Genomic DNA, 25857 nt, shown 5'->3' on the forward strand with positions numbered 1-25857 from the left:
CGTTGGCACCACCTTCCAGATCGATGAAACGCAAGGTCGTGCCGCGCCGCACACGGTAGGACCAGTGCGCGCCACCGGGGAACATCTCGGTCCAGAGTACTTTTCCGACGAGATCGGGCGCCAGCTCGTGCGCATAATCGGGTACAAAATCAGGCGCGCTGCCTTGTGAGGTTGCGACATCCATGGATTCGCTTGTCATGTCAATTTCTCCATTACTTGTTCATTGCGGGATCGGCCGTACGTACCAGCTTCCCGAGTTGTTCGAGGTCGGTCTTCATGCCCGAGGTTTCGCGAATGCGATCGAGGATGTGTTTTTTCAGTGCGCCGAATTCCGGCGTGAGCTTCATGTCGAGATGACGCTCGTCGCCGAACGGCACGTCGACGATGGAATCGACACGACCGGGCCGCGGTGCCATCACGACGACACGCTGACCGAGATAAATGGCTTCTTCCACGTCGTGCGTGACGAACACGACCGTGGTCTTTTCGAGTTTGTAGACGTAGCGAATCAGGTCATGCATGACTTCACGCGTCTGTGCATCGAGCGCACCGAACGGTTCGTCCATAAGAAGCACGTCCGGCTGCACCATGAAGGCACGCGCAATGGCGACGCGTTGCTGCATGCCGCCCGAGAGTTCGGAGGGATAGGCGTTGGCGACGTGACCAAGTCCCATCAGCCGAATCAGGGCATCCGCCCTGCCGGCGGCGAATTCAACGTCCGCCGAACTTGCCCCTTCGCGATGACGCTTGAGGCGACGACAGAACTTGATGTTCTCCATCACCGTGAGCCACGGATACAGGCTGTAGCTCTGGAACACCATAGCGCGATCCGAATCCGGCCCGTCGACCATCTTGCCGTTGCACAGAATGTCGCCGTCCGCGTACTCCTCCAGACCGCCGATCGTGCGCAGTAGCGTGGACTTGCCGCAGCCCGATGCCCCGACCAGCGTAACGAACTCGCCACTCCCGATATCGAGGTTGATGTTTTGCAATGCCTGATTGCGTCGTTCACCCGTGCCGTAAAACTTGTCGAGCTGACGCACGCTAATTTTTATAGTCATGCGCCACCTCGCAGGTGATGCCATTTGAAGCAGCGACGGTGCAACCAGCGGAAGGCTTGATCCGTGAGCAGGCCGACGAGACCGATTAGCAAAATGCCGGCGAAAATCTTGTCTGTCTGCAGAAAGCGTTGCGCCTTCAGGATCGAGAAGCCAAGACCGGAATTCGCCGCCACCAGCTCGGCCACCACCAGGTACGTCCACGACAAACCCATCATCGTACGCAAGGTCGTCAGGATCGCCGGGCGCGCGGCGGGAATCAACACGTGCTGCAGCACTTCGCTGTTGCTGGCGCCCATGGTGCGCGCCGCTTCTACCGAAGCATTCGGTACGCGGGCCACGTCGTCGGCAATCATTAGCACCATCTGGAAGAAGGTGCCAACGAAAATCACCGTAATCTTGGCGCTCTCGTCGATGCCGACCCACAACATGATCAACGGGATGAAGGCAACAGCAGGCAGATAGCGACTGAAGTCGGTCAGCGGCTCAAGCAAGGCGCGCACCGGTGCGTACGTGCCAATCAACACACCCATCGGCACGGCGATGACCGCCGAGGCAATGAAGCCGCCGAACACGCGCGCAACACTGATACCGATATCGCCAAGCAGTTCGTCTTCCACCAACCATTCGGCCGTGCGCTGCATGACCTTCCATGGCGTCGGCAGAAAGACGGGGTCGAACAAGGCCAGACCGGAAACGATCAACCATGCCAGAAATGGCAAGGCAAAACCGGCGGCGGCAAGGACGACAAACGCATACCGCGGCATCTCGCCGCGCACTGCCCAGGGCAGGCGGCGATTGCGTGGGCGACTACGCGTTACCGGAGACGCAGCCGTCACGTCAGGAGCAAGCTCGGACATGATCGACCTCTTACTTCTTCAACGCATCGTTCAGCAGCGAGGCATCGATCCCTTTCGCAAAATCGACGGGACCATCGATCAGCTTGTTTTCCTTGAGAAACGAATGAATGGTTGGGCCGACAGCGACCAGCGACTGCGCTTGCGCCGCATCCATCGCATTCTTGTTGTCGTTGGCTGTGAAGAAACGCGTGCCTGGCAGGAAGACCTTGTACTCGGCAGCCGACATGCCGACGACCTTGGACATGATCTTGATCGCCTCATCCGGATTGCTGCGAATGAAAGCTTCGGTTTCGAACCATGCGCCGATCATGCCAACCAGATCGGCACGCTTGGTCTTGTCGAGCAGCGCTTTTTCGTGCGCGACCAGCAGATCGGGCACAAGGCCTGGCATTTCCTTGGAGGTGAATAATGCGCGGCCCTTGCCGCTGGTTTCGATCTTGGATACCCATGGATTCCACACCACGGCAGCATCGACACGACCTGTCATGAACGCGGCGGCCGCGTCGCCAGCCGACAGATTCTGAATCTTCACGTCAGACATCTTCATCTTGTTCTTGGCCAGTGCAGTCGCCAGGACGAAATGCGAAATGCTGTATTGCTCAAGCGCGACCGTCTTGCCCTTCAAATCGGCGATCGACTTGATCTTGGGGCTGACCATCAAGGCATCGTTGCCAGCAGAGTTGTCGTTGACCAGAACCGTTTTGAGCTTGACGCCCTTGGCCAGCGGGGTCATGGTGTCCGACCAGGTTTGCGAGTTTGCATCGAGCTGACCGGCGGACAAGGCAGAAATCGAATCCGTGTAATTGGCGAACCAGACCAGCTTGACCTTGGCGTTATGTTTCTTGAAGAAGCCTTTTTGTTCGGCCACATACCAGGCAACCCAGCCCGGCCAATCGGATACGCCAACCTTGACTTCGGCATGCGCCGGCGCCAGTGCGCCAAGGCCCAGCGACAGGCAGATCAGCGAAACGGAAAATTTGCGAAGGAAAGAAGATGACAGACGGGAAAATACGGATGTCAGCATGAAAGCGCTCCCAGAGGGTGGATAAAATGAGAGGCGAGCGATCACAAAACCTGTTGTGATGGCCTCCCGGGTTTTTATCCCTCCGTGTAGTCGCCCCAAGGGGTGCGACCGGATGCTCTCGGACCAGCATCGCTTGCGCGACCGGAACCCTAGCTTCCATGCTCAAGAAGCGGTCACCCGCCTCTCGTTATGCTTTTACAAGCAATAGTGATGCCAGGCCATTTAGCCCAGCCTAGGACGATTCAGCCAGCCTTTTGCGCAAAACAGGTGCATCCACGAGAACTAAGCCTATGAACAGGCACAAACTTGACGCAAAAGCGGCCCTCAGATGGCTGAACACGATCACCCCGCCTTATACGTTTTCCGCATATTTAAATATGAAAGATATCGTTTGAGCGCATAAGCACGTTTGTTATAGTTCGCCTTCATCGCAAAAGATTGCGTCAGGCAACGAAATTTGCCGTACTACATTCATTGATGGAGATTTCACATGTTCAAGAAAGCTGTCTTGTTGTCGGCCATCGCCGCCACATTGTTCGCCGGCGCTGCGCAAGCACAGGAAAAGCCGCTGCTCAACGCGTCCTATGACGTCGCCCGCGAGCTGTTCGCCACGATCAATCCGAAATTCCAGGAAAAATGGAAAAAGGAAACCGGCCAGGATCTGAAGATCGATCAATCGTTTGCAGGTACGTCGCGTCAGGCACAGGACATCATCCAGGGTAAAAAGGTCGACACCGTCACCTTCAACCAGGTCACCGACATCGACATCCTGGCCAAGCGCGGTCTGGTGCGCAAGGATTGGCAAAAGGCTTTCCCGAACAATGCCTCGCCTTACTACAGCACGATCGCTTTCCTGGTGCGCAAGGGCAATCCAAAGAACATCAAGACCTGGGACGATCTGGTACGTGATGACGTGAAAGTCGTCTTCCCGAATCCGAAGACCTCTGGCAATGCGCGCTACAGCTATCTGGGCGCATGGCTTTACGCCAATGAGAAATTCAAGGGCGACGAAGCCAAAACCAAGGAATTCGTCGGCAAGCTGCTGCGCAATGTCGTCAACTTCCCAACGGGCGGTCGTGGTGCAACCGTGGCCTTTGCTCAGAACAACCAGGGCGACGCGCTGTTGACCTTCGAATCGGAAGTCATCAACATTGCGAAGAGTGATGAGTTCAAGGCGGGCGGTTATGAAATCGTCGTGCCCCCGGTTTCCGTGCTGGCAGAATTTCCGGTTGCCGTGGTCGACAAGGTTGTCGATGAAAAAGGCACACGCAAACTGGCAACCGATTACCTGAACTATCAGTACTCGCGTGAAATCCAGTTGCTGCTGACGACCTTCAACTACCGCGTCCATCACCCTGACGTTGCCAAGGTCGTGGCCGATCGTTACGCGAAGGTGCGCCTGATCAACCCGAACACGGTGCTCGGTAGCTGGGATACGATCCAGGACAAGCACTTCGGTAGCGGCGGCGTGCTCGATCAGCTGCTGGCCCAGCGTCGTTGATGCCGGCCGGCAGCGTCAAAGACTGCCGGTTTCGCCCACAGACCCAGGGTGGTTTACAATGCCACCCTGCAAAACGACCATCCGTTGTGATGGTCGTTTGTTTTTCGGCCAAGGCTTTGCCTGGCAACAGGTAACCGCGGCCCTGCCGCAATGACTCCGCCATGAACGCAACTCCGTCCTTACGCTTTTTCCGCAGCACACCGGTTCTTCCCGGCTTTTCGCTGAGCTTCGGCATTTCGACGCTCTATATCAGCCTGGTCATCCTGCTGCCGATTTCCGCGCTGATACTGTATGTCAGCGGCATGACCTGGCAAGAGTACTGGTTCGCCATTACCGATGTGCGCGTGCTGCAAAGCTATAAGGTGACATTGCTGGGCGCGCTCTATTCGACGCTGGTAGTGACCGCAGTCGGCTTTCTGTGGGCCTGGATCATCACACGCTACAACTTCCCCGGTCGTCGCTTGCTCGACTCGCTGATGGATCTGCCGTTCGCGCTGCCCACCTCGGTCGCCGGCCTGACGCTTTCCACCCTGTTCATCCCAAGCGGCTGGCTGGGCCAGTTCTTCGATGCAGTCGGCATCAAGATTTCCTATGCATTCCCCGGCATCGTCGTCGCCATGATCTTCACCAGCATTCCATTCATCGTACGTTCGGTGCAACCCGTGCTGGAAGACATGGAAAAGGAACTTGAAGAAGCCGCCATGATGCTGGGTGCCAACAAATGGCAAATCTTCTGGCGCGTCATCCTGCCAACGCTGGTTCCTGCCTTGATCGCCGGTTCGTCGCAGGCCTTCATTCGTAGTCTCGGTGAGTTCGGTGCCGTCATCATGATCGCCGGCAATATCCCATTCGAAACGGAAGTGACCTCGCTGATGCTGTTCGTGCGCCTGCAAGAATTCAACTATCCGGCTGCTGCAGCCATCGCCTCGGTCGTGCTGTTCGCCTCGCTGACCTTGCTGTTCCTGCTGCAAGTGGTACAGGGACGTCTGTTCAACAAATCGACAGGCGCATAAGGACGGAGAACATCATGGCAAAAGCAATCAAACGTCCGAACGAATGGCATCAATGGGTATTGATCGGCCTCGGCATTTTCATGGCAGTCGTTCTGCTGGTACTGCCCCTGAGCCTGATCTTCGCGCAAGCGCTGAGTGGCGGCGTCGCTCTGCTGTGGCAGAACCTTAACGAAAGCTACATGACGCACGCGATCGGACTGACCTTGCTGGCTGCCGTGCTGACCGTACCGATCAATCTGGTCTTCGGCATCCTGCTGGCCTGGTGCGTGACGCATTTCGATTTTGTGGGTCGTCGCCTGCTGATCACGCTGACCGAAATCCCGTATGCCACCTCACCCGTGGTCGCCGGATTCTGCTATCTGGTGGTGTATGGCCTTGAAGGCGCAATCGGTCGCTGGCTGTACGCGGAAGACATTCAGTTGATGTTCGCGTGGCCCGGCATCATCATGGTGACGGTGTTCGTCACGGCACCCTACATCGCGCGCATTCTGATGCCACTGATGCAAAAGCAAGGGACCGAAGAAGAAATCGCGGCCCTCTCGCTCGGCGCCAGCGGCTGGCAGATTTTCCGCAAGGTGACGCTACCCAACATCAAGTGGGCGCTGCTGTACGGCTGCGTGATCACCAATGCGCGTGCCGTCGGCGAATTCGGCGCAGTCGCGGTGGTATCCGGCACCATCATGAATCAGACCCTGACACTGCCATTGCTGGTCGAACAACTCAACAACGATTACAAGACGGCTGCCGCGTTTACTGCGGCCGGTCTGCTGGCTTGCATGGCGATGATAACGCTGGTGCTGAAAGCCTTCATGGAATGGCGTCAGGAACAGCGCGAAGCCGAACCTGTCGACGACATCCCCGCAGCCTAAGCCGCTTTGGGCGCTTTTTCCGGCCCCGCTTCCTGCTCCTGCTACATTCCCCGTTGTTTTTCCTCGCTGCCGCCGGCATTTTTCAGCCGGCGCAGCCCTATTGCTTTCGTGCAATTACACGCATTGTGCAGTCATCTTGCCGTCATAACTGCCCGCCACAATCATTTCACCATCGTGTGTTAGACTCTACGCACTGTTGGTCGGACGCCAGTCTGGTACACCGCAGTCGAACAACATGGTCACATGCAGTTTGAACACGGGTCAGTGCATTCCTACCCGATTTTGGGACAAGCGCTGATCGCTCTCCAACGAGGGCTCCTCTATTCTCCGCAATGCATATTGCGCAGAATTTTTGCCAGTATCGATCATGCCGAAAGGCAATGCTCGATCCGCCACAGGAAAGGAACGATCATGTATAAGACTCACGATGAGATCACCACCCGCATTTTGTCCATGAGCAGCAGTGCCGAGGACGAACAAGACCGCAACACCGAGTCCGACACCCATGAAGTAGTTGAGCTCGACAAGCGTGAAGGCAGCCACATCACGGTCGTGCCCTTCAATCCAGTTCAGGTAGGTTCATTCCAGTAAGTCACCACCATCACCACCATTCGGCCGTCAACGAATCAGACTCTCGCGTGCAGCGGAACTGATTGCCACGACGGCCGGATGCGTCAATTGTCTTTCCACAGAAATCGCATAAAACTGCTCGGTCACCAAGTTGGTGCTGCCAAGTTCAGTCACGCCTGACTGTTTGCGCAATTGATCGGCCACCGCAGACGGTGCCGCAAAAATCCCCTTTCCTGCTTCACCAAATGCCTGCAGCAAGGCGCCATCATCGAATTCGCCGACGATACGTGGATGCACGCGTTCTTTTTCAAACCAACGCAGAAGACGCGGCCGCACGGCAGCCAGTTCGCCCGGCATCAGGAATGGCGCACCATCGAGACTCTTCGGGAATCCTTTCTTGTATTGCTTGGCCAATCCATCGGCCGCAAAGAAACTCACACCACACTCGCCCAGCAAATGGTTGTAACCGCGCACATCGATATTGGCCGGCATCGGGCTGTCGGCAATGACGATATCCAGACGATGAATCGCCAGATCGGCCAGCAGGTCCGTCAATGTCCCTTCGCGGCAAACCAGCCGTAGCGAATCCGGCAACTCCATTGATGGTTCCAGTAGCAGATAGGCGATAGCCTTGGGTACGGCATCGGCGACGCCGACGCGGAATTGCATGGGCAAACCATCGGGCCGCGTGCGCAGAATCTCCTGCAGCTCTTCACCGATGGTGAAAATTTCGTCGGCATAACTGAGCACCACACGCCCGGCGTCGTTGAGTTCCAGACGGCGACCGACGCGGTTGAAGAGCGGATAGCCGAGCATGTCTTCGAACGAGGAAATCTGACCGCTGATCGTTTGTGGCGTCAAGTGCAGGCGCTCGCTTGCGCGACCGATGCCACCCGACTTGGCGACCACCCAGAAATAATGCAAATGCTTGTAGTTGATTGCATTCATAGCGCCTCGCTCTTCAGTTTTTACGAACGAAAAGCTGAGTATATTCGAATTTTAATGAAGTAAAACTGCCCTTACATTACGTCCAGACACAGAAAAGTTGCCGTCCATAAAAGCGCAAGTGGACAGGTACAGGGAGACCGCGGTACTGCCGCACTACAGGATGCACACCATGAAATGCCCTATCTGCAAGGACATGCAACTCATCATGTCCGACCGACACGGAATAGAGATCGACTACTGCCCCAATTGCCGCGGCATCTGGATGGACCGTGGCGAACTCGACAAATTGATTGAACGTTCAATCAGCGCCCTGCCGCCGGAGCCGCCCAGCCCGCTGCGTCCGCAAGCGGCAGGATCGCGTCGTCCACCGCTTCTCTATCAGGATCCCCGCTACGGTTACGTCAAGGAAGGTTATGGCCAGAAACAGCGCAAAAACCTGTTGGCCGAACTCTTCGATTTTTGATCCGACTTCGAAAGAAGGCACCGCGTAAGCAGGCGGGCAATTTGCCGCCTGCTTTTTTTATGCTCAAACGCCTGAATTGCGCCTGACGGCGTACCTGCCGATATTCCTTTAACGTTTTGCAAAGACAAAATTTGGCCGAATGCTTTAAAGTAATGCCCTCAGCGACGCTCTGTTTGCCAAAACATCGTCTTCGCGACGCCATTCAGGGCGCTCGTCCGTAACGCCAACAAGACACTTACAGGAATTTCCCATGCCAAAGCGCACAGCCAAAGCAGCACTCGAACGCCTACGTGAGGGCAACCAACGTTTCGTATCCGATATTCGCAGTATCGAAAGCATGACGACCAAGGTGCGCCGTAGTGAAGTCGTCGATGGACAAGATCCGTTTGCCATCATCCTCGGTTGCTCCGACTCGCGTGTACCGGCCGAAATGGTCTTCGATCAAGGCCTCGGCGATCTGTTCGTAATCCGCGTTGCCGGCAACGTCGTGGCTCCATCGCAAATCGGTAGCGTGGAATTTGCCGCGGCTCGTTACAACACAAAACTGGTAGTCGTACTCGGGCACTCGCAGTGCGGTGCGATTCTCGCCACGCTGGAAGAACTCAAGCGTCCTAGTGAAAACCAGTCGCCTCATCTGAAATCGATCGTTGATCGCATCAGCCCTTCGCTGAAGACATTGATGGAAACCGATCTCAAGCATGATCAGCATGCCCTCGTGCATCAATCGGTACGCGCCAACATTCGCGCCTCATGCAACCAGTTGCGCCACGGTTCGCAACTGCTGGAAAACCTGATCGAGAACGAAGGCTTGGTCGTGGTCGGGGCCGAATACTCGCTCGAAACCGGCCAAGTGGAATTCTTCGACGGCCTCCCGGAATAAAAGAGCTGCATGCAAAAATAAAAAAGACGGTAGCGATACCGTCTTTTTTATTGCGCGCTGCCTAAACCGTCTGGTCAGTATTCGAGGCTCAGCGTGATCGAACCGTAACTCTGCGGTTTGACCTGGCCGTGGAATTCCTTGCTGCGCAGATATTGCGCATAGGTGATCTTGCCGCCGCGCCATTGCCATGCAATCCCCGCGGCCACATCGCCCACAAGATAGTATTTGGATACGCTATGGCTATCCGCAAAGGTATTCCCGTCGAGGAAGATATTGCGCAGCATCGTCCGTCCATCCAGCGAGACGAAGGCATGCACGCCACCTTCCGACAGACGACGCCACGATTTTCCTGCCAGCGGCGCGTTGCTGTCCGATGCGGGTCGAATCGGCGAAGTGCCGAAGTCGTTGGGCAGGTAGCTGCCAATACGGAATTCGACACCGGCATTCAGATACGTTTTCACGTTGCCCAGTGCATAGCCGTAATGCGTGATGGCATCCATCTTCGGCCCGCCAGACTCGCCCATTTCCAGCACGCGTTGCTTTTTCTCGCGTACGTAGATGATGCCCAGTTCATTCTTCAACTGGTTGTCCCAGCCGTTGAAACGATCGATGCCGCGCAGATCGTGAATGAAATTCTGCGACTGTCGTGCCAACGATGCCGGACCGACCATGCCGATATCGAGCTCGACCGTATCCATTTCCTTCTCGGTACGGGCGTTATAAGCCATGCCAAGATACAACCAGCCGGCGTAGGGACGATCATTGGTGATCAGATCCGTCCGCGTGCGATCGGTCGGCGTATACATTTCCTGTCCAAGACTGAACACCATATTGCGTGACTCGTAGGCGCCCGGCTGCAGATTGCGCGACAGGCGGTTCAATCGCCGTATCCACAAAGGCAGGCAGGGATCGCTGGTGTAATCCTGCAAGTTGGCAGAGATCCACGACAGCTTGACGCCATTGGTGTAGTTGTTATCGGTGCCGGCGAACAGATCGTTTTCGAAATACAAGTTGTAGACGCCGGGGTAGTTGCGCAATTCGCCAACGGTGGGCTTCTCGCCGCAACGTGTATGTTCGTAGTCTTTCGTATCAGCAGCGTGCGCAAGACCGCTCGTCATGCAAAACAGAAGCAGCTTTGTCAGGCAAGCCAGGCGCAAGGAAATGGGCATCATCAGGTCATCCGCATGGTCGGTTCAAAACGGGAACGAAAACAAGGAATACGAAGCGGCTGGCATCATACGCCATTCGCGCACCGTGCGCGGGTACGCCAGCCCACACAGTCGAAGCAAGTAATATGCGAGGATAACGAGATTGTTCACGCACTCTGACAGGAAAAGTAAAAACGCCATGATCTTATCCATCCGCACCACGGCCGTGGTTCTCTCGATTTCCCTGCTGGCGGGCTGTTCCAGCATGTTCAAAAAAGATGCGAGCGCGAGCTTGTCGGGTCAGTTGTCAGGCAGCGTCACCTACCGCGAACGCGCTGCCCTACCACCCGATGCCAGAGTAATCGTCAGCCTTGAAGACCGTACGCGCGCCGAGAGCAGCGGCACGTTCGTCGCACAACAGGTGATCGAACCGCGCACGCAGGTACCGGTGGCATTCAATCTGCGCTATCAACCCAAGGCCATCGATCTCAAGCGCCAGTATGCGTTGAGCGCCACCATCATCGACGGCACCGAGCAGATTCTGTGGTCAACCGATCAACCGGTCGCTGTCAATTTTGCCGAGCAAGACAAGCCGATTGCGATTACCGTCAACCGCATGCGCAATCCGGTCGAACCACCGAAACCGGTCGCCAAGGGCGCTGTGCCCTTCCAATGTGACGAGATCAGCATGATCGCGCACTTCTCGGAAGGCGTGGTCGAGTTGTCGCTGGCCGGCCGTACGATCGCGCTGCCGCAGGTGGTATCAGCCTCGGGTGCGCGCTACACGGATGGCAAGACGCTGTTCTGGAACAAGGGCGATACCGCATTGTTCGAAATGAATGGCAAGGAATATACGGGTTGCCACGTGGACCGCGAACCGGCCCCTGCCAAACCTGTGAAGAAGTAAATACAGCGCGTCATGCCTGCCAGGCTTCCCGATCACCGGATGGCTGGCACGGCATGCGATCAACGCTTATGCCAGATCAGCAGGCGATTGTTGGCTGGCATGGGGTGATCGTCATGCAGGATGAAGCCATTCATCACGGCCAATTTCTGCACCTCCTCCAGATCGCGCAACCCCATGCGTACGTCTTGCGCCCGCAAGGCTTCGTCGAAGCGCGCATTGCCATCGCTGGTATATGTGCCGCCGATATTGAACGGCCCGTAGACGGCGAATATGCCACCTGATGGCAACAACTTGCCGACACCATCGAACATGGTCTCGACCTTGTCCCACGACATGATGTGACTGGTATTGGCCGTGAAGACGGCATCGAATTCTGCCGGCGGCCAGTGCGGTTGTGTCATGTCCAGCATCAACGGCGGCAAGACGTTGTCGAGCGGCGTCTCGGCCAACCAGGCGTGAATACTGGGGTGATAAGCAGGAAGATCGCTGGTCTGCCAGATCAGATGCGGTAACCGCTGCCCCATGTAGACCGCGTGTTGCCCGGTGCCGCTGCCGATTTCCAGCACACGCTGCACAGACGCGAACACATCGCGCAAGATGGAAAAAATGGGTTCTGCATTGCGCTCGCAGGCGCTGGAGAATTGCTTCTTCATCGGACTCCCTGTTTTTACTCAAGCCTCAAGGGTACACGACGCGAGAGCGGTGCTATGCAAAGACTCAAATAGGTGAAAGCAACTGTTCCCTGCCAACCCGCCACAGTTGCGCCTGCTGCAGGCAAAAGCGGCGCTTTTCACGCGCACTCAGACGCTTCATTGCATACTCGGCCCGCAAGGCCGTGCCACGATCAGGGTAAGTCACGGTGGCTAACAGGCGACGTGGCGGATGCGAACGCGTGTAACGCGCGCCCTTGCCGCACCGATGTTGCGCAAAACGCGCCTGTACGTCGCGTGCAATACCCGTGTAGATGCTGCCGTCGCAGCATTCGAGCATATACAGATACCAACTCACGCTTGTGACTCTCCCCCATGGATAGCCTGGCGTGGCTGGCTATACTGTGCGGCGGCATATCGCCTCACAAGCGACACGACATACTTCGGGAAATCAGGCATGCTGTCTCTCAACCTTCGCTTCATCCTCATACTCGCCATCGCGGCCTTCTGTGCCTCCTCGCAACTTGCCGCGCATGCAGCCGACGAACCCGTACTCGAACTTGTCCTGCCGAACCAGCAACAGAAACTTGCGCGCAACAATCTGCTACGCCATCCCGAGATACGCACGATCACGATTGACGATGATCCTGTCTATCACCGCAGCATGACATACCGTGCGATTCCCTTGAAAGCCATCGTACGTCAAGTGTCGGCCATCGATACACTGCAAGTCGTTGCAACGGATGGCTTCGTCGCCAACATCCGTGGCGAACTGCTGCGCGCAGAAGCCGAACCGTGGATCGCCATTGAACCGGCCAATGCACCGTGGCCTGAACGCAAACCGGGCAGCGGCAGTGCCGGCGCATTCTATCTGGTCTGGCTGCATCCCGAAAAGGCCGGCATCACATCTGAACAATGGCCGTTCCAGATTGCCAGCCTGCGCAATGTCGAAGCGTTGACAGTACGCTATCCGCAACTGCTGCCGAAACTGGCGGCCACCGATACACGTTACGCCAGCGTACAACGCGGCTTGCCTCTGTTCACCACGCATTGCGCCAGTTGCCATCGCATGAATGGCGGCGGCGATGCAGCGATCGGGCCGGATTTGAATCTGCCCGCCAATCCGACCGAGTATTTTCAGGAAAGCTGGTTGCGCAAGCTGATTCGCGATCCGGCCAGCGTACGGCACTGGGCGCAATCGAGCGTGCCCGGCTTCAGTGAAAAAACATTGAACGAAGATGAACTGGATGACCTGCTGGCCTACTTGCAACAAATGGCGCAGCAACGGCACTGAGTCAATCAGGCTGGCGTGAAGAAACGTGACGACATTTCTTCCAGACCCAATGTCTGCAGCACTTCATGCAAACGTTCGGCGGGACGACGACGCGGCAAATCCTTGTAGGTCGCGATGATGAGTTCGTTCTTCATCGAATGTTCCCAGCCGATCAGTTCGGTCACGTTGACCTGATAGCCGTGTGCCTCCAGTTGCAGGCAACGCAGCACATTCGTAACCTGGCTGCCGAATTCACGTGTGTGAATCGGATGTCGCCAGATTTCCGTCAAGGGATTGGCCAGCGCCTGCCCCTTGTTCTTGCGCAGCACGGTTGCCACTTCCGCCTGACAGCACGGCACCAGTACGATGAACTGCGCCTGTTTCTTCAAGGCAAAATGAATCGCATCGTCGGTTGCCGTATTACAGGCATGCAAGGCGGTCACGACATCGACCTTGGCTGGCAGGCGATCGGAGACGATGGAATCGGCCACCGACAGATTCAGGAACGACATGCCGGGAAAACCGAGCTGTTCAGCCAGCGCCGTCGATTTCTGCACGAGTTCTTCACGCGTTTCGATGCCGTAGATATGTGACTGATCCTGACGCTGCTTGAAAAACAGATCGTAGAGAATGAAGCCCAGATACGATTTGCCGGCACCATGATCAACCAGCGTGATGTCGGCGTGATCCTGCGAAACCTGTTGCAGCAGCGGTTCGATGAATTGGTAAAGGTGGTAGACCTGCTTGAGCTTGCGGCGACTGTCCTGATTGAGCTTGCCGTCGCGCGTGAGGATGTGCAGTTCCTTCAAAAGTTCGATCGACTGGCCGGGACGAATCTCGGCAGGCAAGTCAGGGGAGGATTGAGGAGAGGTCTGTTTGCGGGGCATGATGGCAATACGGAAAACGGCAGAAAATCGCGCAAAGGCGGGTGAGCCGCCACTATAGGCACTTTGCACGCCAAGGACAACTTCGGGCGAACACGGGCGCAGCCTGCCACAAGCGCGGGAACCATGGTCGGGCATGAAGGTCGGACAGGTGGCGCGATCTGTCGCTCGGCTATTGTCCGCCCGGTCGAACCGTCTCTGCTGCAAAACTGCTAAGCTTGCACAGTTGGCAATGCGTTCACGCTGCCGCTCCGTCGATGTCTGCACGACATCAGTTTGCCAACCCGCTTGCCCCCACGTCCGACATCGTGCCGAACAGAATCACTCTGCCCACTCTCGCCCGGCCTGCACATGCCGCGCCGCTGTTTAGCACGCGCACGCTGCTGGTCGCGCTGTTTTTCTTCACCTGCCTGCTGGCAGGTCAGGGATGGGCGCAGGACAAGCTGGCTCCGGAAAACGTCACACCGGCCACGACTGCGGCCTCATCCGACAACGCCGACAGCCCCGCCACTACCAGCGAAGGCGACCGCATCATGCCTTATCGCGTCGAGATCGAAGGTGCAGGCGGCCTCACGCCCTTTCTGACCGACAACCTCGAACTGAGCAAACGCCGTGACCAATCGCTGAAGGAAGACGAGGTGGAACGGCTGATTGCCATCGCACCCAACCAGATCCGTTCGCTGCTGGCAACGGAAGGATATTTCTCAGCCAAGGTCACGCATGAAGTCGAACGCGATGGCTCGCCCTGGGTCGCACGCTTTCGCGTCGAACTCAATGAACGCACGCTGGTTACGGCGGTCGATCTGGTGATTACCGGGCATATCACCGAAGCCGATCCGCGTCGTGTAGAACGCTTGCGCCGCCAGTGGGGCCTCAAAGTCGGCGGCATCTTCCAGCAAAAAGCCTGGGACGATGCCAAAAGCGAGATGCTGAAGTCACTTCTGGTGCGCGACTACCCCGCTGCCGCGATCACCAACAGCGAAGCGCGCATCGAACCGCTGACCGCCAGCGCCACGTTGCGCATCGAAGTCGATTCGGGGCCGGCGTTCACCTTTGGCGAAGTCGAGATCACGGGTCTGCAACGCTACGAAAGCCGCATCGTCACCGATCTCAATCCGATCAAGCCCGGCGATCCCTACTCGCAGGAAAAGCTCAACGAATTGCAGGCGCGTGTGCAGGATACGGGTTACTTCCGTTCCGCTTTTGCCACCGTCGACATCGATCCGGCCAAACCGAATAACGTGCCAGTGCGGCTTGACCTCAACGAAAACGAACGCAAGCGCTTGTCGCTGGGTATCGGCTTCTCCACCGATTCGGGCGCTCGCCTGCAAGTCAAATGGCTGAACCGCAGCTTCCTCGGTCGCGACTGGCGGCTCGAATCCAACCTGAAGGTCGATCGCGACAATCGCCTGATCGGCTCCAACGTCTATCTGCCGCCGATCAGCAATGGCTGGCGGCCTAGCATGGGTGCGCAATACGAGTACACCAACAGCGCTGGCGAGATCAATAACAAGATCCAGGCCGGACCACGCCTGACCAGCCCCGACCGCAACAATGAACAGGTGTGGGCACTGACGGCTTACGCCGATCAGCAACGCGTGGGCGACACCTATCGCGCCGATCGTCAGGCGCTGCTGGCTTCGTACACCTACACGCGGCGCCGCGTGGACAACATGATTTCGCCGACGCGTGGCTATGTCGCCTCGATCGAACTCGGTGCCGGCCCCAGCGGCATTCTCAACGAAGAAAACATCGCCCGCGTGGTCGCGCGTGCCGCCTGGCTATCGCCAACGTGGAACCGACGCTTGCAAGCCGTTCTGCGCGGACAGGTCGGACAAGTCTTTGGCGCCGGTCGCGATACGGTCCCCGGCGATCTGCTGTTCCGTACCGGTGGTGACCAGACCGTGCGTGGCTATGGCTACAACCGACTGGGCGTGTCGCAGGACGGCGCCATCGTCGGTGGCGTCGTGACGGCCGTTGCCAGCGCCGAACTCGTCTATCGCATCAACCCGTCCTGGGGAGCGGCGGTCTTTACCGATGCCGGTAATGCGGCGGACTCGTGGGGACAATTCAAGTTCATGCATGGCAGCGGTGTCGGTGCGCGCTGGCGCAGTCCGATTGGGCCGGTAAATCTCGATCTGGCCTACGGACACGAAACCAAGGAACCACGCCTCCATTTTTCGATCGGCTATGGCTTCTGACAACACGACACCCTCCGCACCGCAACCAGCACCGCGCCCCACACACAAGTCGCGTAAGGCGCGCCGCTGGCTGGTCGTTGCACTCACTCTGCCGCTACTGGTGCTGGTACTGAGCATCGGTGGCGCTGGCTGGATACTGCAAAGCGAACGCGGCGCGCAAACCGCCCTGTCATTGGCAGAACGCTTCACAGTCGGTATGGTGACGGTCGAACAGGTGGAAGGCAGCTTCGATAGTCTGCTGCGCGTCGGTCGCCTGCAGATCAAACTGGAAAACCAGACGATCGTCATCGATCGCCTCGCACTGTCCCTGCGCCCACGCGAATTGCTGCAAGGCCGTCTGCATGTAACGACACTCAACATCGGCAAGCTCAACGTCAGCAGCAAGATCGATCAGAAAAGCGAACCCGCCACGCTGCCAACGAGCATCAGCCTGCCGTTGCGCGTGAAGATCGATGGCGTACAGGTCGAAGGCGGTGAACTGGCCTGGGGACCGCTCAATGTCGTCACGCTCGGTGCCTTCGCCTTCAACCTCGATTACGACGGCGAACGCTACCTGCTCAACCTCGACCGCTTCAGCGCGCGCTCGACCTCGGGTGCCAATGCGTTCGCCGGTGACGTGCAAGGTCGCCTCGAACTGGCAACGGCCAAACCCTATGCACTTGATGCCGCGCTGAGCATCGATAGCGAGAACACGGTCGGCGAACGTACCATTGCCGCCAAAGGCAAGATCACGGCTGGCGGCTCGCTGGCGCAGATACAACTGGGAACGAACCTGCGCATCGACGCGGCACGTATCGAAGGCCACATGCAATTGCAGCCATTCGCTGATCGCACGCTGGGCGAGGCCGATCTGCAGGTGCGACAACTAGATCTCGCGCTGCTCGCCGAGGGCTTGCCGACCACGGCTCTTGATCTCGACCTGAAAGCCGACGAACGCGGCAATGGCACGCTGTCGCTGCGCAATCCTGCAGCCGGCCTCTACGACGGTGGCCGTGCGCCGCTGTCGCGCCTGCAAGTCGATTTTTCACAAACAGCGCAGCGGCTGGACATTTCCAACATTGCCGCCAACCTCGGCAGCCAGCAACGTCCGGCCGGAACCATCCAGGGCAGTGGCCATATGAAAGATGGCGCGCTCAACATGACGCTCAAGACCGATGCACTCGATCTGCAACGGCTCGATGGCCGCATGCGTGCGACGAAACTGGCCGGCAGCCTGCTCATTCGCCATGCGACGGGCCGGCAGGAATTCACGCTGTCGCTGGCCGAGCCGCTCAAGCGCAATCCGCTGACCTTGCAGGCGCATGCACTGGTTGCCGACGATGCCATCGTCATCGACAAGGCAGAACTGCGCGCAGGCAATTCCGCGGCCGATGTCACCGCACGCATCGGCCTAGCCGACACACAAGCTTTCGATGCCACAGCGAAAATACGCAACTTCGACCCGCGCAATTTCGGTGACTTTGCCGATGCGCCCAAGCTGATGCTTAACGCCGACCTTGCTGCCAAGGGCAAGCGACACCCGGCGCTGGAAGCCGATGCGAACTTCCGCATCAATGACAGCCAGCTCGAAGGCCAAGCGTTGACCGGTAACGGGCAACTGGCCTTGCGCGCGCAAACCCTGTCGATCCCGGCACTGACACTGACCGCCGGCAGCAACCGCCTGTCGGCACAAGGCAGTCTGGCCGAACAGAATGCACGCATCGAATTCCATATCGATGCGCCAAATCTGGCACAACTTGGCAAGCAATTCGGTGGCGTGCTGAAACTTGATGGCGACGTGCGTGGGAACGTGCAGCAACCGAAGCTGGCCGCCAACTGGACCGCAAAAGGCCTGCGCCTGCCGGGCCAATTGCAAGTGGACGGTACGCAAGGCAAGCTCGATGTGGCGCTGGACCGCCGCGCCAACGCCTTCCTGCTTGCCAGCCTTGGCCTCGAAGCCGATGCGCAAGGCTTGCGTACTTCAACCCAGCAACTGCGCCAGTTGACTGCCAGCGCCCGTTTTGGCGGCCAAGCCAGTGCGCCGTTGATGCTGCGTGTACGCGGCGACGGCATCAGCGGCGCGCAACTCGATGCCGAGCACTTCGAGATCAGTGGCGACGGCACGACGGCGCAGCATGTTTTACGTGCGGTGCTGGCCGAACGGCAACAGAACTGGAACATGGAAGCGCGTGGCGGGCTGCAGAATCTCGCGCGCAATCCCGAATGGCGCGGCACGATCGCCCGGCTTGATGCCGATGGTCGCCTGAACGTCAAGCTGAGCGAGGCTGCCAGCTTGCAGGCATCGCAGCAGCAGGTATTGCTTGAACGCTTCAATCTGGCACTTGGTGGCGGCAGCATCGCCATCGACCAATTCCTGCGCAATGAACGCGGCATCACGACACGCGGCCACATCGCCCGCTTGCCGCTTGCCGACCTGCTGCGTTATGGCGCGGCGGAGGCACCCATCAATACCGACATGACGGTCGGCGGCGAATGGGATCTGCGCATGAGCAACCGCCTTGATGGCAGTTTCAACCTGCGGCGTGAAAGTGGCGACATCGCCATGCTGAGCAATACGTCGGCACGTCTGGGATTGACGACGCTGAGCCTGAACGGCACGAGCAACAACGGCCGCCTCGGCTTGCATTTCCTTGCCGAAGGCAGCAAGCCGGGTCGTATCGCAGTCGATCTGGATACCGTGATCGGCGGCGCCGACAGCCGCTTCTCGATTGCACCTAGCGCCCCCTTCACAGGCCGCGCCCGTGTCGATGCACCGACACTCAACTGGCTCGGCCCGCTGGTCTCGCAAACGCTGGTCACCGAAGGCAGCGTCAAGGCGGATGTCGCCATCGACGGTACGTTCGGCCGGCCGCGCTTCAGCGGCGGCATCAATGCCGATCGCTTGCGCGTCCTGATGACCGATACCGGTGTGGATCTGCGCAACGGTACCCTGCGTAGCCACTTCCAGGGCGATCAACTGGTGGTCGATGACCTGACCTTTCGCAACGGTGAAGGCACGCTCAACATTCGCGGCCCGCTGAGCATGGTGCGACAGGAACTGGCGCTCGAACTCAACGTCAACGCCTCGCGCTATCTGCTGCTGGACCGTTTCGATCGCAAGCTCGTCATCAGCGGCAGCAGCGTGGTCGGCTGGCGCGCTGGTCAGGCCAAGGCCAATGGCCGCTTCACGGTCGATTCCGGCATGATCGATATCGGTTCCTCGGAAGCGCCGCAATTGTCGGATGACGTAATCGTGGTCGGCCAGAGCGACAAGCAAGGCACACGTACCGTGCTGGCGCTCGATGTGGGCATCGATCTCGGAAAGGGCATTCAGCTGACCGGACGCGGCATCGACGGCACCATTGTCGGCGACATTCGCCTGCTGGCCGATGCCGGCGGCCCGCTGCGTGCCGAAGGTACCTTGCGTGTCGCCAAGGGCACGTTCAAGGCTTACGGCCGCGAACTGGCGATCGAACAGGGCCTGTTGCGCTTCAACGGCCCGCTCAACAATCCGAACATCGATATTCTCGCGATGCGGCGCGGACAGGATGTCGAAGCCGGTGTGTCGGTACGCGGCACGGTGATGACGCCGCGTATCACGCTGGTATCCGATCCGGTCGTTGCCGACGCCGAAAAGCTGTCGTGGCTGGTGCTGGGGCGCAGCCTGTCGGGTGCCGGCGAAGGCGATATCAGCGCCTTGCAGGCAGCGGCCAGTTCGCTGCTCACGCAGGGCGCGGCTGCCGGCGTGTCGTCGCAGATCGCCACGGCGTTCGGCCTCGACGATTTCAGCATCGGCACCAGCGATACCGGCCTGCAGCAACGCATCGTCACCTTGGGCAAGCGCATTTCATCGCGCCTGTATGTCAGCTACAAGCAAGGTTTGGAAACGGCAAGCAGCGTACTATTGCTGCGTTACACGCTGACACCGCGTATCACGGTGGAGGGTGAAGCCGGGACCACCAGCGCACTAACGCTGTTCTACAACTTCGCCTTTGACTGAACGTCGATATTGCAGGCGAGGAACAAACCTCGCATCTGCTCTCTCCAAACAGACACTCGCCGTACGACACGGTGCATGGCGTGAAAAAGATAACGTCAAAAGGGAGAAGAGAAGACATGACAACAGAAAGCACATCCAGCAATGCACTGATACCGGCCGGCAAGGCCGAGCGCGTGCCGCACCGCATCGTGATCGTCGGCGGTGGTGCCGGCGGGCTCGAACTGGCGACACGACTGGGCGACCGCGTGGCCAAACGCGATCGCGGCGTGCAAGTCGTGCTGGTGGATCGTGGCTCTATCCATATCTGGAAACCGCTGCTGCATGAAGTCGCGGCCGGCAGCATGGATGCGGGCACCCATCTGCTTGAATATGCAGCGCAGGCGCGCTGGCACGGTTTCATCTTCAATCAAGGCGAGTTGCAGGCGCTAGACCGCCAGCGCAAGTGCATCACCATCGGGCCGATCAACGACGAAAGCGGCGAAGAACTGATTCCGCAACGCGAGATTGCCTATGACACGCTGATCTTCTCGATTGGCAGCGTCACCAACTTCTTCAATGTGCCGGGTGCCGAACAGCATGCGATTGCGCTGGACGCGCTGCATCAGGCCGAGCATTTCCGCCGTCGCATGATCAGCCTGTGCATGCGTGCCGACCACGGCTTGCGTCACCACAGCAAGGAGCAAGAGCATCAACTGCATATCGCCATCATCGGTGGTGGCGCGACCGGCGTCGAACTGTCGGCAGAATTGCGTAACACGGCCGAAGTGCTGAGTGCCTACGGCCTGCATCATCTCGACCCACGCAAGGATATCCGCATTACCGTGATCGAAGCAGCACCACGCATCCTGTCGGCGCTGCCCGAACCGGTATCGATGAAGACCACTGCCCTGCTGATAGAACGCGAGGTGGAGGTGCTGACCAACGCCAAGGTGTCGGAAGTCCGTGCCGACAGCGTGCTGCTGGCCGATGGTCGCAGTGTTCAAGCCGATCTGACGGTGTGGGCTGCCGGCATCAAGGCGCCGCCCGTACTCGGCACACTCGGCCTGCCAGTCAATCGACTGGGGCAACTCGACGTGGAACAGACACTGCAAACCGTCGATCCCGATATCTTCGCTTTCGGTGATTGTGCGTCATGCCCATGGCCTGAAAAGAACAGCACGGTGCCGCCACGTGCCCAGGCGGCACACCAGCAAGCCCAATTCATGTTCGATGCGATACGGCGCCGGCTGGCCGGGCAATCTCTGGAACGCTATCACTACAAGGATCTGGGTTCGCTGGTATCGCTGGGCCGTTTCGATGCCGTCGGCAACTTGATGGGCCCACTGATCGGCAGCACGCTGTTCATCGAAGGCATTCTGGCGCGCCTGCTGTATATCTCGCTGTACCGCATGCATCTGGCCGCCCTGCATGGCTGGCTGCGTACTGCCGCAGATTCGCTCGGACAGTGGCTGCAGCGCAAGACGTCACCACGCGTGAAACTGCATTGATTGGCCCACGCCGAGGATAGGGGATTTTTTCCACTATAATCGGCACCCCGGCAGACATTGCCGGGTTTCCCGCAAGAAGCATGTTGCATGACGCCAGCATCTCCTTGCCGGACAGCGGGTTGCGCTGTCGGTCGATAGTCCGCCGCAACTTGCCTGTCACCACGCACTTCGTCACGTCATCGTGTTGCAACGAAAACGTGACAAAAGTATCCAACATTGCCAGATGGCAAAGCAGTCAGCCTGATCAGCCAGGGCACACCGTGTTTTTGCCCGGCTCGCATTCTGTAGCGACGCATTGGCGCTTGTGCCAAACAAACATCGCTGCACCAGGCCGACCTGCCGCAATCGATTGCCGGGAGCAATATGACGTCGCATAGTTTTTTTCCTGCGCTACCAGGCGCACTGAATGTCCTGACCGCCACCGGTCTGCTGCTGATCGCCGGCCTGCTGGGTGCGCACCTGCTGCGCCGCGTGTTTCCACAGGTACCGGCCATTACCGGCTACGTGCTGACCGGTTTGCTGATCGGCCCTTCGGTCCTCAATCTGATCGATGTCTCCCTGCTCGGTGAAATGAGCCTGCTGGTCGATCTGGCGCTGGGGCTGGTGCTGTTCGAGCTTGGGCGGCGCGTCGATTACCAGTGGTTGCTGCGCGAACGTGGCCTGCTGGTGACGGGCGTGGTACTCAGCGTCGTTACCTTCTTTGCGCTGTTCCTGCTGATGACGTGGTTCGGCGTCAGCAAGCTGGTGGCGACCATGGTGGCAGCGCTCGGCATGGCGACTTCACCGGCCGTGGTACTCAATGTCGTGCGCGAAACCCGGGCCGAGGGGCAGTTGACCGAACGCCTGCTGCATATCGTGGTGATCGGCAACGCGCTGGGATTCGTCGCCTTCACCATCGGCCTGATTGCCGTCCATGTGGAATACGATGCCGGCTGGAAGAGCATCCTGCTGCATCCGCTTTACCTGCTGCTGGGTTCTGCCCTGCTGGGATGGATCATGAGCCGGCTGCTGGTATGGATCGGCCATTTTCTGGGGCGCGATGTGCAGGCGCGCACGATACTCGCACTGGCACTGATCGCCGCCACGGTCGGCATTACCTTCATGCTGAATCTGTCGGCGCTGATCGCGCTGCTGCTGTTCGGCATCGCCAGCCGCAAGAACGATCCGCGCCACACGGTGGTGGAAACCGACTTGAGCCCGTTCACCGGCGTGCTGTACGTTGCCCTGTTCGTGTTTGCCGGCGCGCGCCTCGAACTGTCGCACCTGCTGATGCTATGGCCTGCAGCGCTGGCCTTCATCGCCCTGCGCCTGCTGATCACGCTGACCACCACCACCGCGATGGCGCGCATCAACGGCATTGCCCTACGCAAGGGTGCGCTGCTCGGTGTGGGCCTGATTCCGCTGTCCGGCTTCAACATCATCATGGTGCAACACGCCGTCGGCTACTACCCGCAATTCGGTGCGCAATTGAGCGCGCTGGTGGTATCGATTCTCGTGATCCTCGAACTGCTGGGCCCGATCTTCACGCGCCATGCACTGGTCGCTTCGGGCGAAGCCAGGAACTAAATCAACAAGCGGATCAAGGAAAAACGCATGCTGGAATTCAACAACTCGACACCGTTGACCATGGGTGTCGAACTCGAACTGCAAATCGTCAACCGCCGCGACTACAACCTCACGCGCGGTTCCGACGATCTGCTGGAGATCATCAATCGCACCGAGCACGGCTACGACATCAAGCCCGAGATCACCGAAAGCATGATCGAGATCGCGACGTCCGTGCACACCGATCACCACGCGATGCTGGCCGAGCTGATCGAGATGCGCAAACTGCTCGTCAATGCCGCCGACAAGCTCAACCTCGGCCTTGCCGGCGGTGGTGCGCATCCGTTCCAGCATTGGGAAGACCAGCGCATCTATCCGACCGACCGCTATCGCCTCGTCTCCGATCTCTATGGCTATCTGGCCAAGCAGTTCACCGTATATGGCCAGCATATTCACATCGGTTGCCCGAGTGGCGATGAAGCGATGCGACTGTCGCATCTGTTGTCGCGCACGATTCCGCACTTCATCACGCTGTCGGCCTCCTCACCGTTCTACCAAGGTGTGGATACCACCTTCCAGTCCTCACGACTGACCAGCATCAATGCCTTCCCCTTGAGTGGCTACATGCCTTTCATCTGCGACTGGGCCGGCTTCAATGCGTATTTCGCCAAGATGTCGAGTCTGAGGATCGTTGCCAGCATGAAGGATTTTTACTGGGACTTGCGCCCCAAGCCGGAATACGGAACCGTCGAGATTCGCGTCTGCGATACGCCGCTGTCGATCGAAACGGCCGTAGCGCTCGCCGCTTATGCGCAAACCCTGAGCAAATACTTCATGGACAACCGTGATCTGCATCCTGCCCAGGAAACGTATCTGACCTATTCGTACAATCGATTCCAGGCTTGCCGCTTTGGCCTGCACGGGGCGTTCATCAATCCGATCACGGGCACGCAATCCTCGATTCAGGACGATATCCTGCACACTTTCGACCTGATTGCCGACGCAGCCGACGCACTGGGCACCGGCGATGCCATCACCCTGCTGCGTCAGCGCATTCAGACCCAGGGCGACGCCACGTGGCTGCGCGCCAGTTATGAGAAGAGCGGCTCACTGTCCGACGTTGTGCGCCAGCAGAGCAACGTATGGATGGGCAAATAAACGCCATATTTCCACTTGCGATCAAGAAACATCGTGCTCTACCGTCATGCAAAAACGAGAGAACGCTGAAGTGGATCATGTGGACGGCGGCAGATAACAGCGAGCTGGCAAATACTGCCATCGACATTTTTTCCGTCATATCAAGCGCTCCTCCGCACTGCATTCGCTGACAGCCCGACAGCAGTGTTGTTTTGTAGGGATAATCCTACATCACAATTGGTGAAGCACCGATTCAGCAATATGGACACCCGACAGACAATCTTCCCTGTAAAAAATACAGCTTGTTTTCAGAGGAGAAACCCATGTCGAACGGATTGAATGTTTGTGGCAATGTCGTCGGCCTGCCGATGCTGGATGCGCAAACTCGACCGTCTCTGCACGAGAGACCTCTGCCGGACATGGACAATGTGCTGCAACGCTGCGGCAAACTGTATGGGGCGTCAGAACCCATGCTGCAATTGTTCCGCATGATCGGCAAGGTCGCACCAACCAATGCCAACGTTCTCATCGTCGGCGAAAGCGGTACTGGCAAGGAGTTGGTGGCCAACGTCATCCATCAGATGGGACGTAACAATGACAAACCGTTTGTCGCCCTCAACTGCGGCGCGGTTTCCCCGCAACTGATCGAAGCCGAATTGTTCGGCCATGAACGCGGCAGCTTTACGGGCGCCATCCGCATGCAAAAGGGCTGCTTCGAACGCGCCGACGGCGGCACGCTGTTTCTCGATGAAGTCACGGAAATGTCGCTGGACATGCAGGTCAAGCTGCTGCGCGTACTCGAAACCAATCGCTTCTATCGGATTGGTGCCGATGAAGAAACCGAAGTACGCGTGCGCGTGGTCGCCGCCACCAACCGCGACCCTGCCGAAGCAGTCGCAGCCGGCTTGTTGCGCAGCGACCTCTACTACCGTCTGGCTGTCTTCCCCATCTGCATGCCGGCCCTGCGCGAGCGCGGCAACGATATCTCGCTGCTGGCCAATCTCTTTCTCGAACAGCTCAACGACGAGGAAGATGGCAAAAAGGTTTTCTCGCGTGCTTCACTGCGTCTGATGCAAAGCTATGCCTGGCCTGGCAATGTGCGCGAACTCAAGAACATCGTGCACCGTGCCTTTATCCTGGCCGATCGCGAGCTGGACATCGCCGCTGCACTGGGCCCGATGAAGGCCGTACCGGCCGTCAGCGAATCCTCCAGCGAGTCGGTGACCGTACCGCTGGGCTGCAAACTCGCCGAAGCCGAACAGCAACTGATTTGCGCCACACTAGACCACTGTGGCGGCAATAAAACCATGACTGCAGAGGTATTGGGCGTGAGTTTGAAAACCCTTTACAATCGATTGAACGAATATCAATCGAAGTTGTTTCTGCAAGATGCCATCGCACATGCACGGCCATACGGCGTACAGGCGCGTAACTGACATCTGCTCAAACCTCACCTCACA

At 58.3% G+C, this 25857-nt stretch carries 22 protein-coding genes, 1 pseudogene and 1 riboswitch; of the genes and pseudogenes, 14 read left to right on the forward strand and 9 right to left on the reverse strand.

Annotation, left to right across the window (positions count from 1 at the left end; all coding sequences use genetic code 11):
* From QZ725_RS09615 to QZ725_RS09630, 4 genes and pseudogenes are all read right to left on the reverse strand, one after another.
* Positions 1–199, reverse strand: a pseudogene (locus tag QZ725_RS09615) (urea carboxylase); the annotation flags it as partial.
* A gap of 13 nt (positions 200–212) precedes the next feature.
* Complete coding sequence (locus QZ725_RS09620) at positions 213–1061, reverse strand: ABC transporter ATP-binding protein (protein WP_293778943.1); 849 nt, start codon at positions 1059–1061, stop codon at positions 213–215.
* Positions 1058–1918, reverse strand: a complete 861-nt coding sequence (locus tag QZ725_RS09625; protein ID WP_293778945.1) for an ABC transporter permease — start codon at positions 1916–1918, stop codon at positions 1058–1060. Before QZ725_RS09625 ends, QZ725_RS09620 begins: the two co-directional genes overlap by 4 nt.
* 10 nt (positions 1919–1928) lie before the next feature.
* The gene (locus QZ725_RS09630) at positions 1929–2942 is read right to left on the reverse strand and encodes an ABC transporter substrate-binding protein (RefSeq protein WP_293778947.1); all 1014 of its coding nucleotides are present in this window, start codon (positions 2940–2942) and stop codon (positions 1929–1931) included.
* 61 nt (positions 2943–3003) lie between these two features.
* A riboswitch (guanidine-I (ykkC/yxkD leader) is annotated at positions 3004–3106 on the reverse strand.
* A gap of 326 nt (positions 3107–3432) precedes the next feature.
* On the opposite strand from QZ725_RS09630, the gene cysP reads away from it, so the two are divergent.
* From cysP to QZ725_RS09650, 4 genes are all read left to right on the forward strand, one after another.
* Positions 3433–4443, forward strand: a complete 1011-nt coding sequence (gene cysP, locus QZ725_RS09635) for a thiosulfate ABC transporter substrate-binding protein CysP (RefSeq protein ID WP_293778949.1) — start codon at positions 3433–3435, stop codon at positions 4441–4443.
* Between the two features lie 161 nt (positions 4444–4604).
* Complete coding sequence (cysT, locus tag QZ725_RS09640; protein ID WP_293778951.1) at positions 4605–5456, forward strand: sulfate ABC transporter permease subunit CysT; 852 nt, start codon at positions 4605–4607, stop codon at positions 5454–5456.
* A gap of 14 nt (positions 5457–5470) precedes the next feature.
* Positions 5471–6325, forward strand: coding sequence for a sulfate ABC transporter permease subunit CysW (cysW, locus tag QZ725_RS09645; RefSeq protein ID WP_293778953.1), 855 nt, complete (start codon positions 5471–5473; stop codon positions 6323–6325).
* A 411-nt stretch (positions 6326–6736) separates the two neighbouring features.
* Positions 6737–6916 carry a hypothetical protein gene (locus tag QZ725_RS09650; protein ID WP_293778955.1) on the forward strand — a complete coding sequence of 60 codons (180 nt, stop codon included), beginning with the start codon at positions 6737–6739 and terminating at the stop codon, positions 6914–6916.
* Positions 6917–6943: 27 nt separating this feature from the next.
* On the opposite strand, the gene nhaR is transcribed toward QZ725_RS09650, so the two are convergent.
* On the reverse strand, positions 6944–7843 hold the full coding sequence (nhaR, locus tag QZ725_RS09655; RefSeq protein WP_293778957.1) for a transcriptional activator NhaR: 900 nt from the start codon (positions 7841–7843) through the stop codon (positions 6944–6946).
* Positions 7844–8012: 169 nt separating this feature from the next.
* On the opposite strand from nhaR, the gene QZ725_RS09660 reads away from it, so the two are divergent.
* Together QZ725_RS09660 and QZ725_RS09665 are read left to right on the forward strand one after the other, a co-directional pair.
* Positions 8013–8306 carry a zf-TFIIB domain-containing protein gene (locus tag QZ725_RS09660; RefSeq protein ID WP_293778959.1) on the forward strand — a complete coding sequence of 98 codons (294 nt, stop codon included), beginning with the start codon at positions 8013–8015 and terminating at the stop codon, positions 8304–8306.
* 250 nt (positions 8307–8556) lie between these two features.
* Complete coding sequence (locus QZ725_RS09665; protein WP_293778961.1) at positions 8557–9186, forward strand: carbonic anhydrase; 630 nt, start codon at positions 8557–8559, stop codon at positions 9184–9186.
* Between the two features lie 74 nt (positions 9187–9260).
* On the opposite strand, the gene QZ725_RS09670 is transcribed toward QZ725_RS09665, so the two are convergent.
* Entirely contained in the window at positions 9261–10358 is a 1098-nt protein-coding gene (locus QZ725_RS09670) for a lipid A deacylase LpxR family protein (RefSeq protein WP_293778963.1), read from the reverse strand.
* Between the two features lie 175 nt (positions 10359–10533).
* Here QZ725_RS09670 and QZ725_RS09675 point away from each other — a divergent pair, with 175 nt between their 5' ends.
* Entirely contained in the window at positions 10534–11241 is a 708-nt protein-coding gene (locus QZ725_RS09675) for a YbaY family lipoprotein (protein WP_293778965.1), read from the forward strand.
* Positions 11242–11300: 59 nt separating this feature from the next.
* Here the strand turns inward: QZ725_RS09675 and QZ725_RS09680 are convergent, their stop codons facing one another.
* Together QZ725_RS09680 and QZ725_RS09685 are read right to left on the reverse strand one after the other, a co-directional pair.
* A complete protein-coding gene (locus QZ725_RS09680) occupies positions 11301–11894 on the reverse strand; it encodes a DUF938 domain-containing protein (protein ID WP_293778967.1) in 594 nt (197 codons plus the stop codon).
* Positions 11895–11958: 64 nt separating this feature from the next.
* A complete protein-coding gene (locus QZ725_RS09685; protein WP_293778969.1) occupies positions 11959–12249 on the reverse strand; it encodes a GIY-YIG nuclease family protein in 291 nt (96 codons plus the stop codon).
* A gap of 99 nt (positions 12250–12348) precedes the next feature.
* Here QZ725_RS09685 and QZ725_RS09690 point away from each other — a divergent pair, with 99 nt between their 5' ends.
* Complete coding sequence (locus tag QZ725_RS09690; protein WP_293778971.1) at positions 12349–13185, forward strand: cytochrome c; 837 nt, start codon at positions 12349–12351, stop codon at positions 13183–13185.
* Between the two features lie 5 nt (positions 13186–13190).
* Here QZ725_RS09690 and QZ725_RS09695 read toward each other — a convergent pair whose 3' ends face one another.
* Positions 13191–14051, reverse strand: a complete 861-nt coding sequence (locus tag QZ725_RS09695) for an SAM-dependent methyltransferase (RefSeq protein ID WP_293779029.1) — start codon at positions 14049–14051, stop codon at positions 13191–13193.
* Between the two features lie 254 nt (positions 14052–14305).
* On the opposite strand from QZ725_RS09695, the gene QZ725_RS09700 reads away from it, so the two are divergent.
* From QZ725_RS09700 to QZ725_RS09725, 6 genes are all read left to right on the forward strand, one after another.
* Positions 14306–16249 carry an autotransporter assembly complex family protein gene (locus tag QZ725_RS09700; RefSeq protein WP_293778973.1) on the forward strand — a complete coding sequence of 648 codons (1944 nt, stop codon included), beginning with the start codon at positions 14306–14308 and terminating at the stop codon, positions 16247–16249.
* Complete coding sequence (locus tag QZ725_RS09705; protein WP_293778975.1) at positions 16239–20228, forward strand: translocation/assembly module TamB domain-containing protein; 3990 nt, start codon at positions 16239–16241, stop codon at positions 20226–20228. The genes QZ725_RS09700 and QZ725_RS09705 overlap by 11 nt, the downstream gene beginning before the upstream one ends.
* Before the next feature lie 116 nt (positions 20229–20344).
* Positions 20345–21715, forward strand: a complete 1371-nt coding sequence (locus QZ725_RS09710; protein WP_293778977.1) for an NAD(P)/FAD-dependent oxidoreductase — start codon at positions 20345–20347, stop codon at positions 21713–21715.
* Positions 21716–22078: 363 nt separating this feature from the next.
* Positions 22079–23281: a cation:proton antiporter gene (locus tag QZ725_RS09715; protein ID WP_293778979.1), complete on the forward strand. Its 1203-nt coding sequence runs from the start codon at positions 22079–22081 to the stop codon at positions 23279–23281.
* Between the two features lie 27 nt (positions 23282–23308).
* Complete coding sequence (locus tag QZ725_RS09720; protein WP_293778981.1) at positions 23309–24418, forward strand: YbdK family carboxylate-amine ligase; 1110 nt, start codon at positions 23309–23311, stop codon at positions 24416–24418.
* Between the two features lie 302 nt (positions 24419–24720).
* On the forward strand, positions 24721–25833 hold the full coding sequence (locus QZ725_RS09725; RefSeq protein ID WP_293778983.1) for a sigma-54 dependent transcriptional regulator: 1113 nt from the start codon (positions 24721–24723) through the stop codon (positions 25831–25833).
* Positions 25834–25857: the final 24 nt, after the last annotated feature.

Origin of the sequence: uncultured Oxalicibacterium sp. (genome assembly GCF_913776015.1) — a bacterium.
In the GTDB taxonomy this organism is placed as follows: domain Bacteria; phylum Pseudomonadota; class Gammaproteobacteria; order Burkholderiales; family Burkholderiaceae_D; genus Oxalicibacterium.

Coding starts and splice junctions, on each gene's coding strand:
- QZ725_RS09625 (WP_293778945.1), bottom strand. CDS start 1,918: ATGTCCGAGCTTGCTCCTGACGTGACGGCTGCGTCTCCGGTAACGCGT.
- QZ725_RS09680 (WP_293778967.1), bottom strand. CDS start 11,894: ATGAAGAAGCAATTCTCCAGCGCCTGCGAGCGCAATGCAGAACCCATT.
- cysP (WP_293778949.1), top strand. CDS start 3,433: ATGTTCAAGAAAGCTGTCTTGTTGTCGGCCATCGCCGCCACATTGTTC.
- QZ725_RS09670 (WP_293778963.1), bottom strand. CDS start 10,358: ATGATGCCCATTTCCTTGCGCCTGGCTTGCCTGACAAAGCTGCTTCTG.
- cysT (WP_293778951.1), top strand. CDS start 4,605: ATGAACGCAACTCCGTCCTTACGCTTTTTCCGCAGCACACCGGTTCTT.
- QZ725_RS09700 (WP_293778973.1), top strand. CDS start 14,306: ATGTCTGCACGACATCAGTTTGCCAACCCGCTTGCCCCCACGTCCGAC.
- QZ725_RS09710 (WP_293778977.1), top strand. CDS start 20,345: ATGACAACAGAAAGCACATCCAGCAATGCACTGATACCGGCCGGCAAG.
- QZ725_RS09715 (WP_293778979.1), top strand. CDS start 22,079: ATGACGTCGCATAGTTTTTTTCCTGCGCTACCAGGCGCACTGAATGTC.
- QZ725_RS09620 (WP_293778943.1), bottom strand. CDS start 1,061: ATGACTATAAAAATTAGCGTGCGTCAGCTCGACAAGTTTTACGGCACG.
- QZ725_RS09675 (WP_293778965.1), top strand. CDS start 10,534: ATGATCTTATCCATCCGCACCACGGCCGTGGTTCTCTCGATTTCCCTG.
- QZ725_RS09665 (WP_293778961.1), top strand. CDS start 8,557: ATGCCAAAGCGCACAGCCAAAGCAGCACTCGAACGCCTACGTGAGGGC.
- cysW (WP_293778953.1), top strand. CDS start 5,471: ATGGCAAAAGCAATCAAACGTCCGAACGAATGGCATCAATGGGTATTG.
- QZ725_RS09725 (WP_293778983.1), top strand. CDS start 24,721: ATGTCGAACGGATTGAATGTTTGTGGCAATGTCGTCGGCCTGCCGATG.
- QZ725_RS09630 (WP_293778947.1), bottom strand. CDS start 2,942: ATGCTGACATCCGTATTTTCCCGTCTGTCATCTTCTTTCCTTCGCAAA.
- QZ725_RS09720 (WP_293778981.1), top strand. CDS start 23,309: ATGCTGGAATTCAACAACTCGACACCGTTGACCATGGGTGTCGAACTC.
- nhaR (WP_293778957.1), bottom strand. CDS start 7,843: ATGAATGCAATCAACTACAAGCATTTGCATTATTTCTGGGTGGTCGCC.
- QZ725_RS09660 (WP_293778959.1), top strand. CDS start 8,013: ATGAAATGCCCTATCTGCAAGGACATGCAACTCATCATGTCCGACCGA.
- QZ725_RS09695 (WP_293779029.1), bottom strand. CDS start 14,051: ATGCCCCGCAAACAGACCTCTCCTCAATCCTCCCCTGACTTGCCTGCC.
- QZ725_RS09650 (WP_293778955.1), top strand. CDS start 6,737: ATGTATAAGACTCACGATGAGATCACCACCCGCATTTTGTCCATGAGC.
- QZ725_RS09690 (WP_293778971.1), top strand. CDS start 12,349: ATGCTGTCTCTCAACCTTCGCTTCATCCTCATACTCGCCATCGCGGCC.
- QZ725_RS09705 (WP_293778975.1), top strand. CDS start 16,239: ATGGCTTCTGACAACACGACACCCTCCGCACCGCAACCAGCACCGCGC.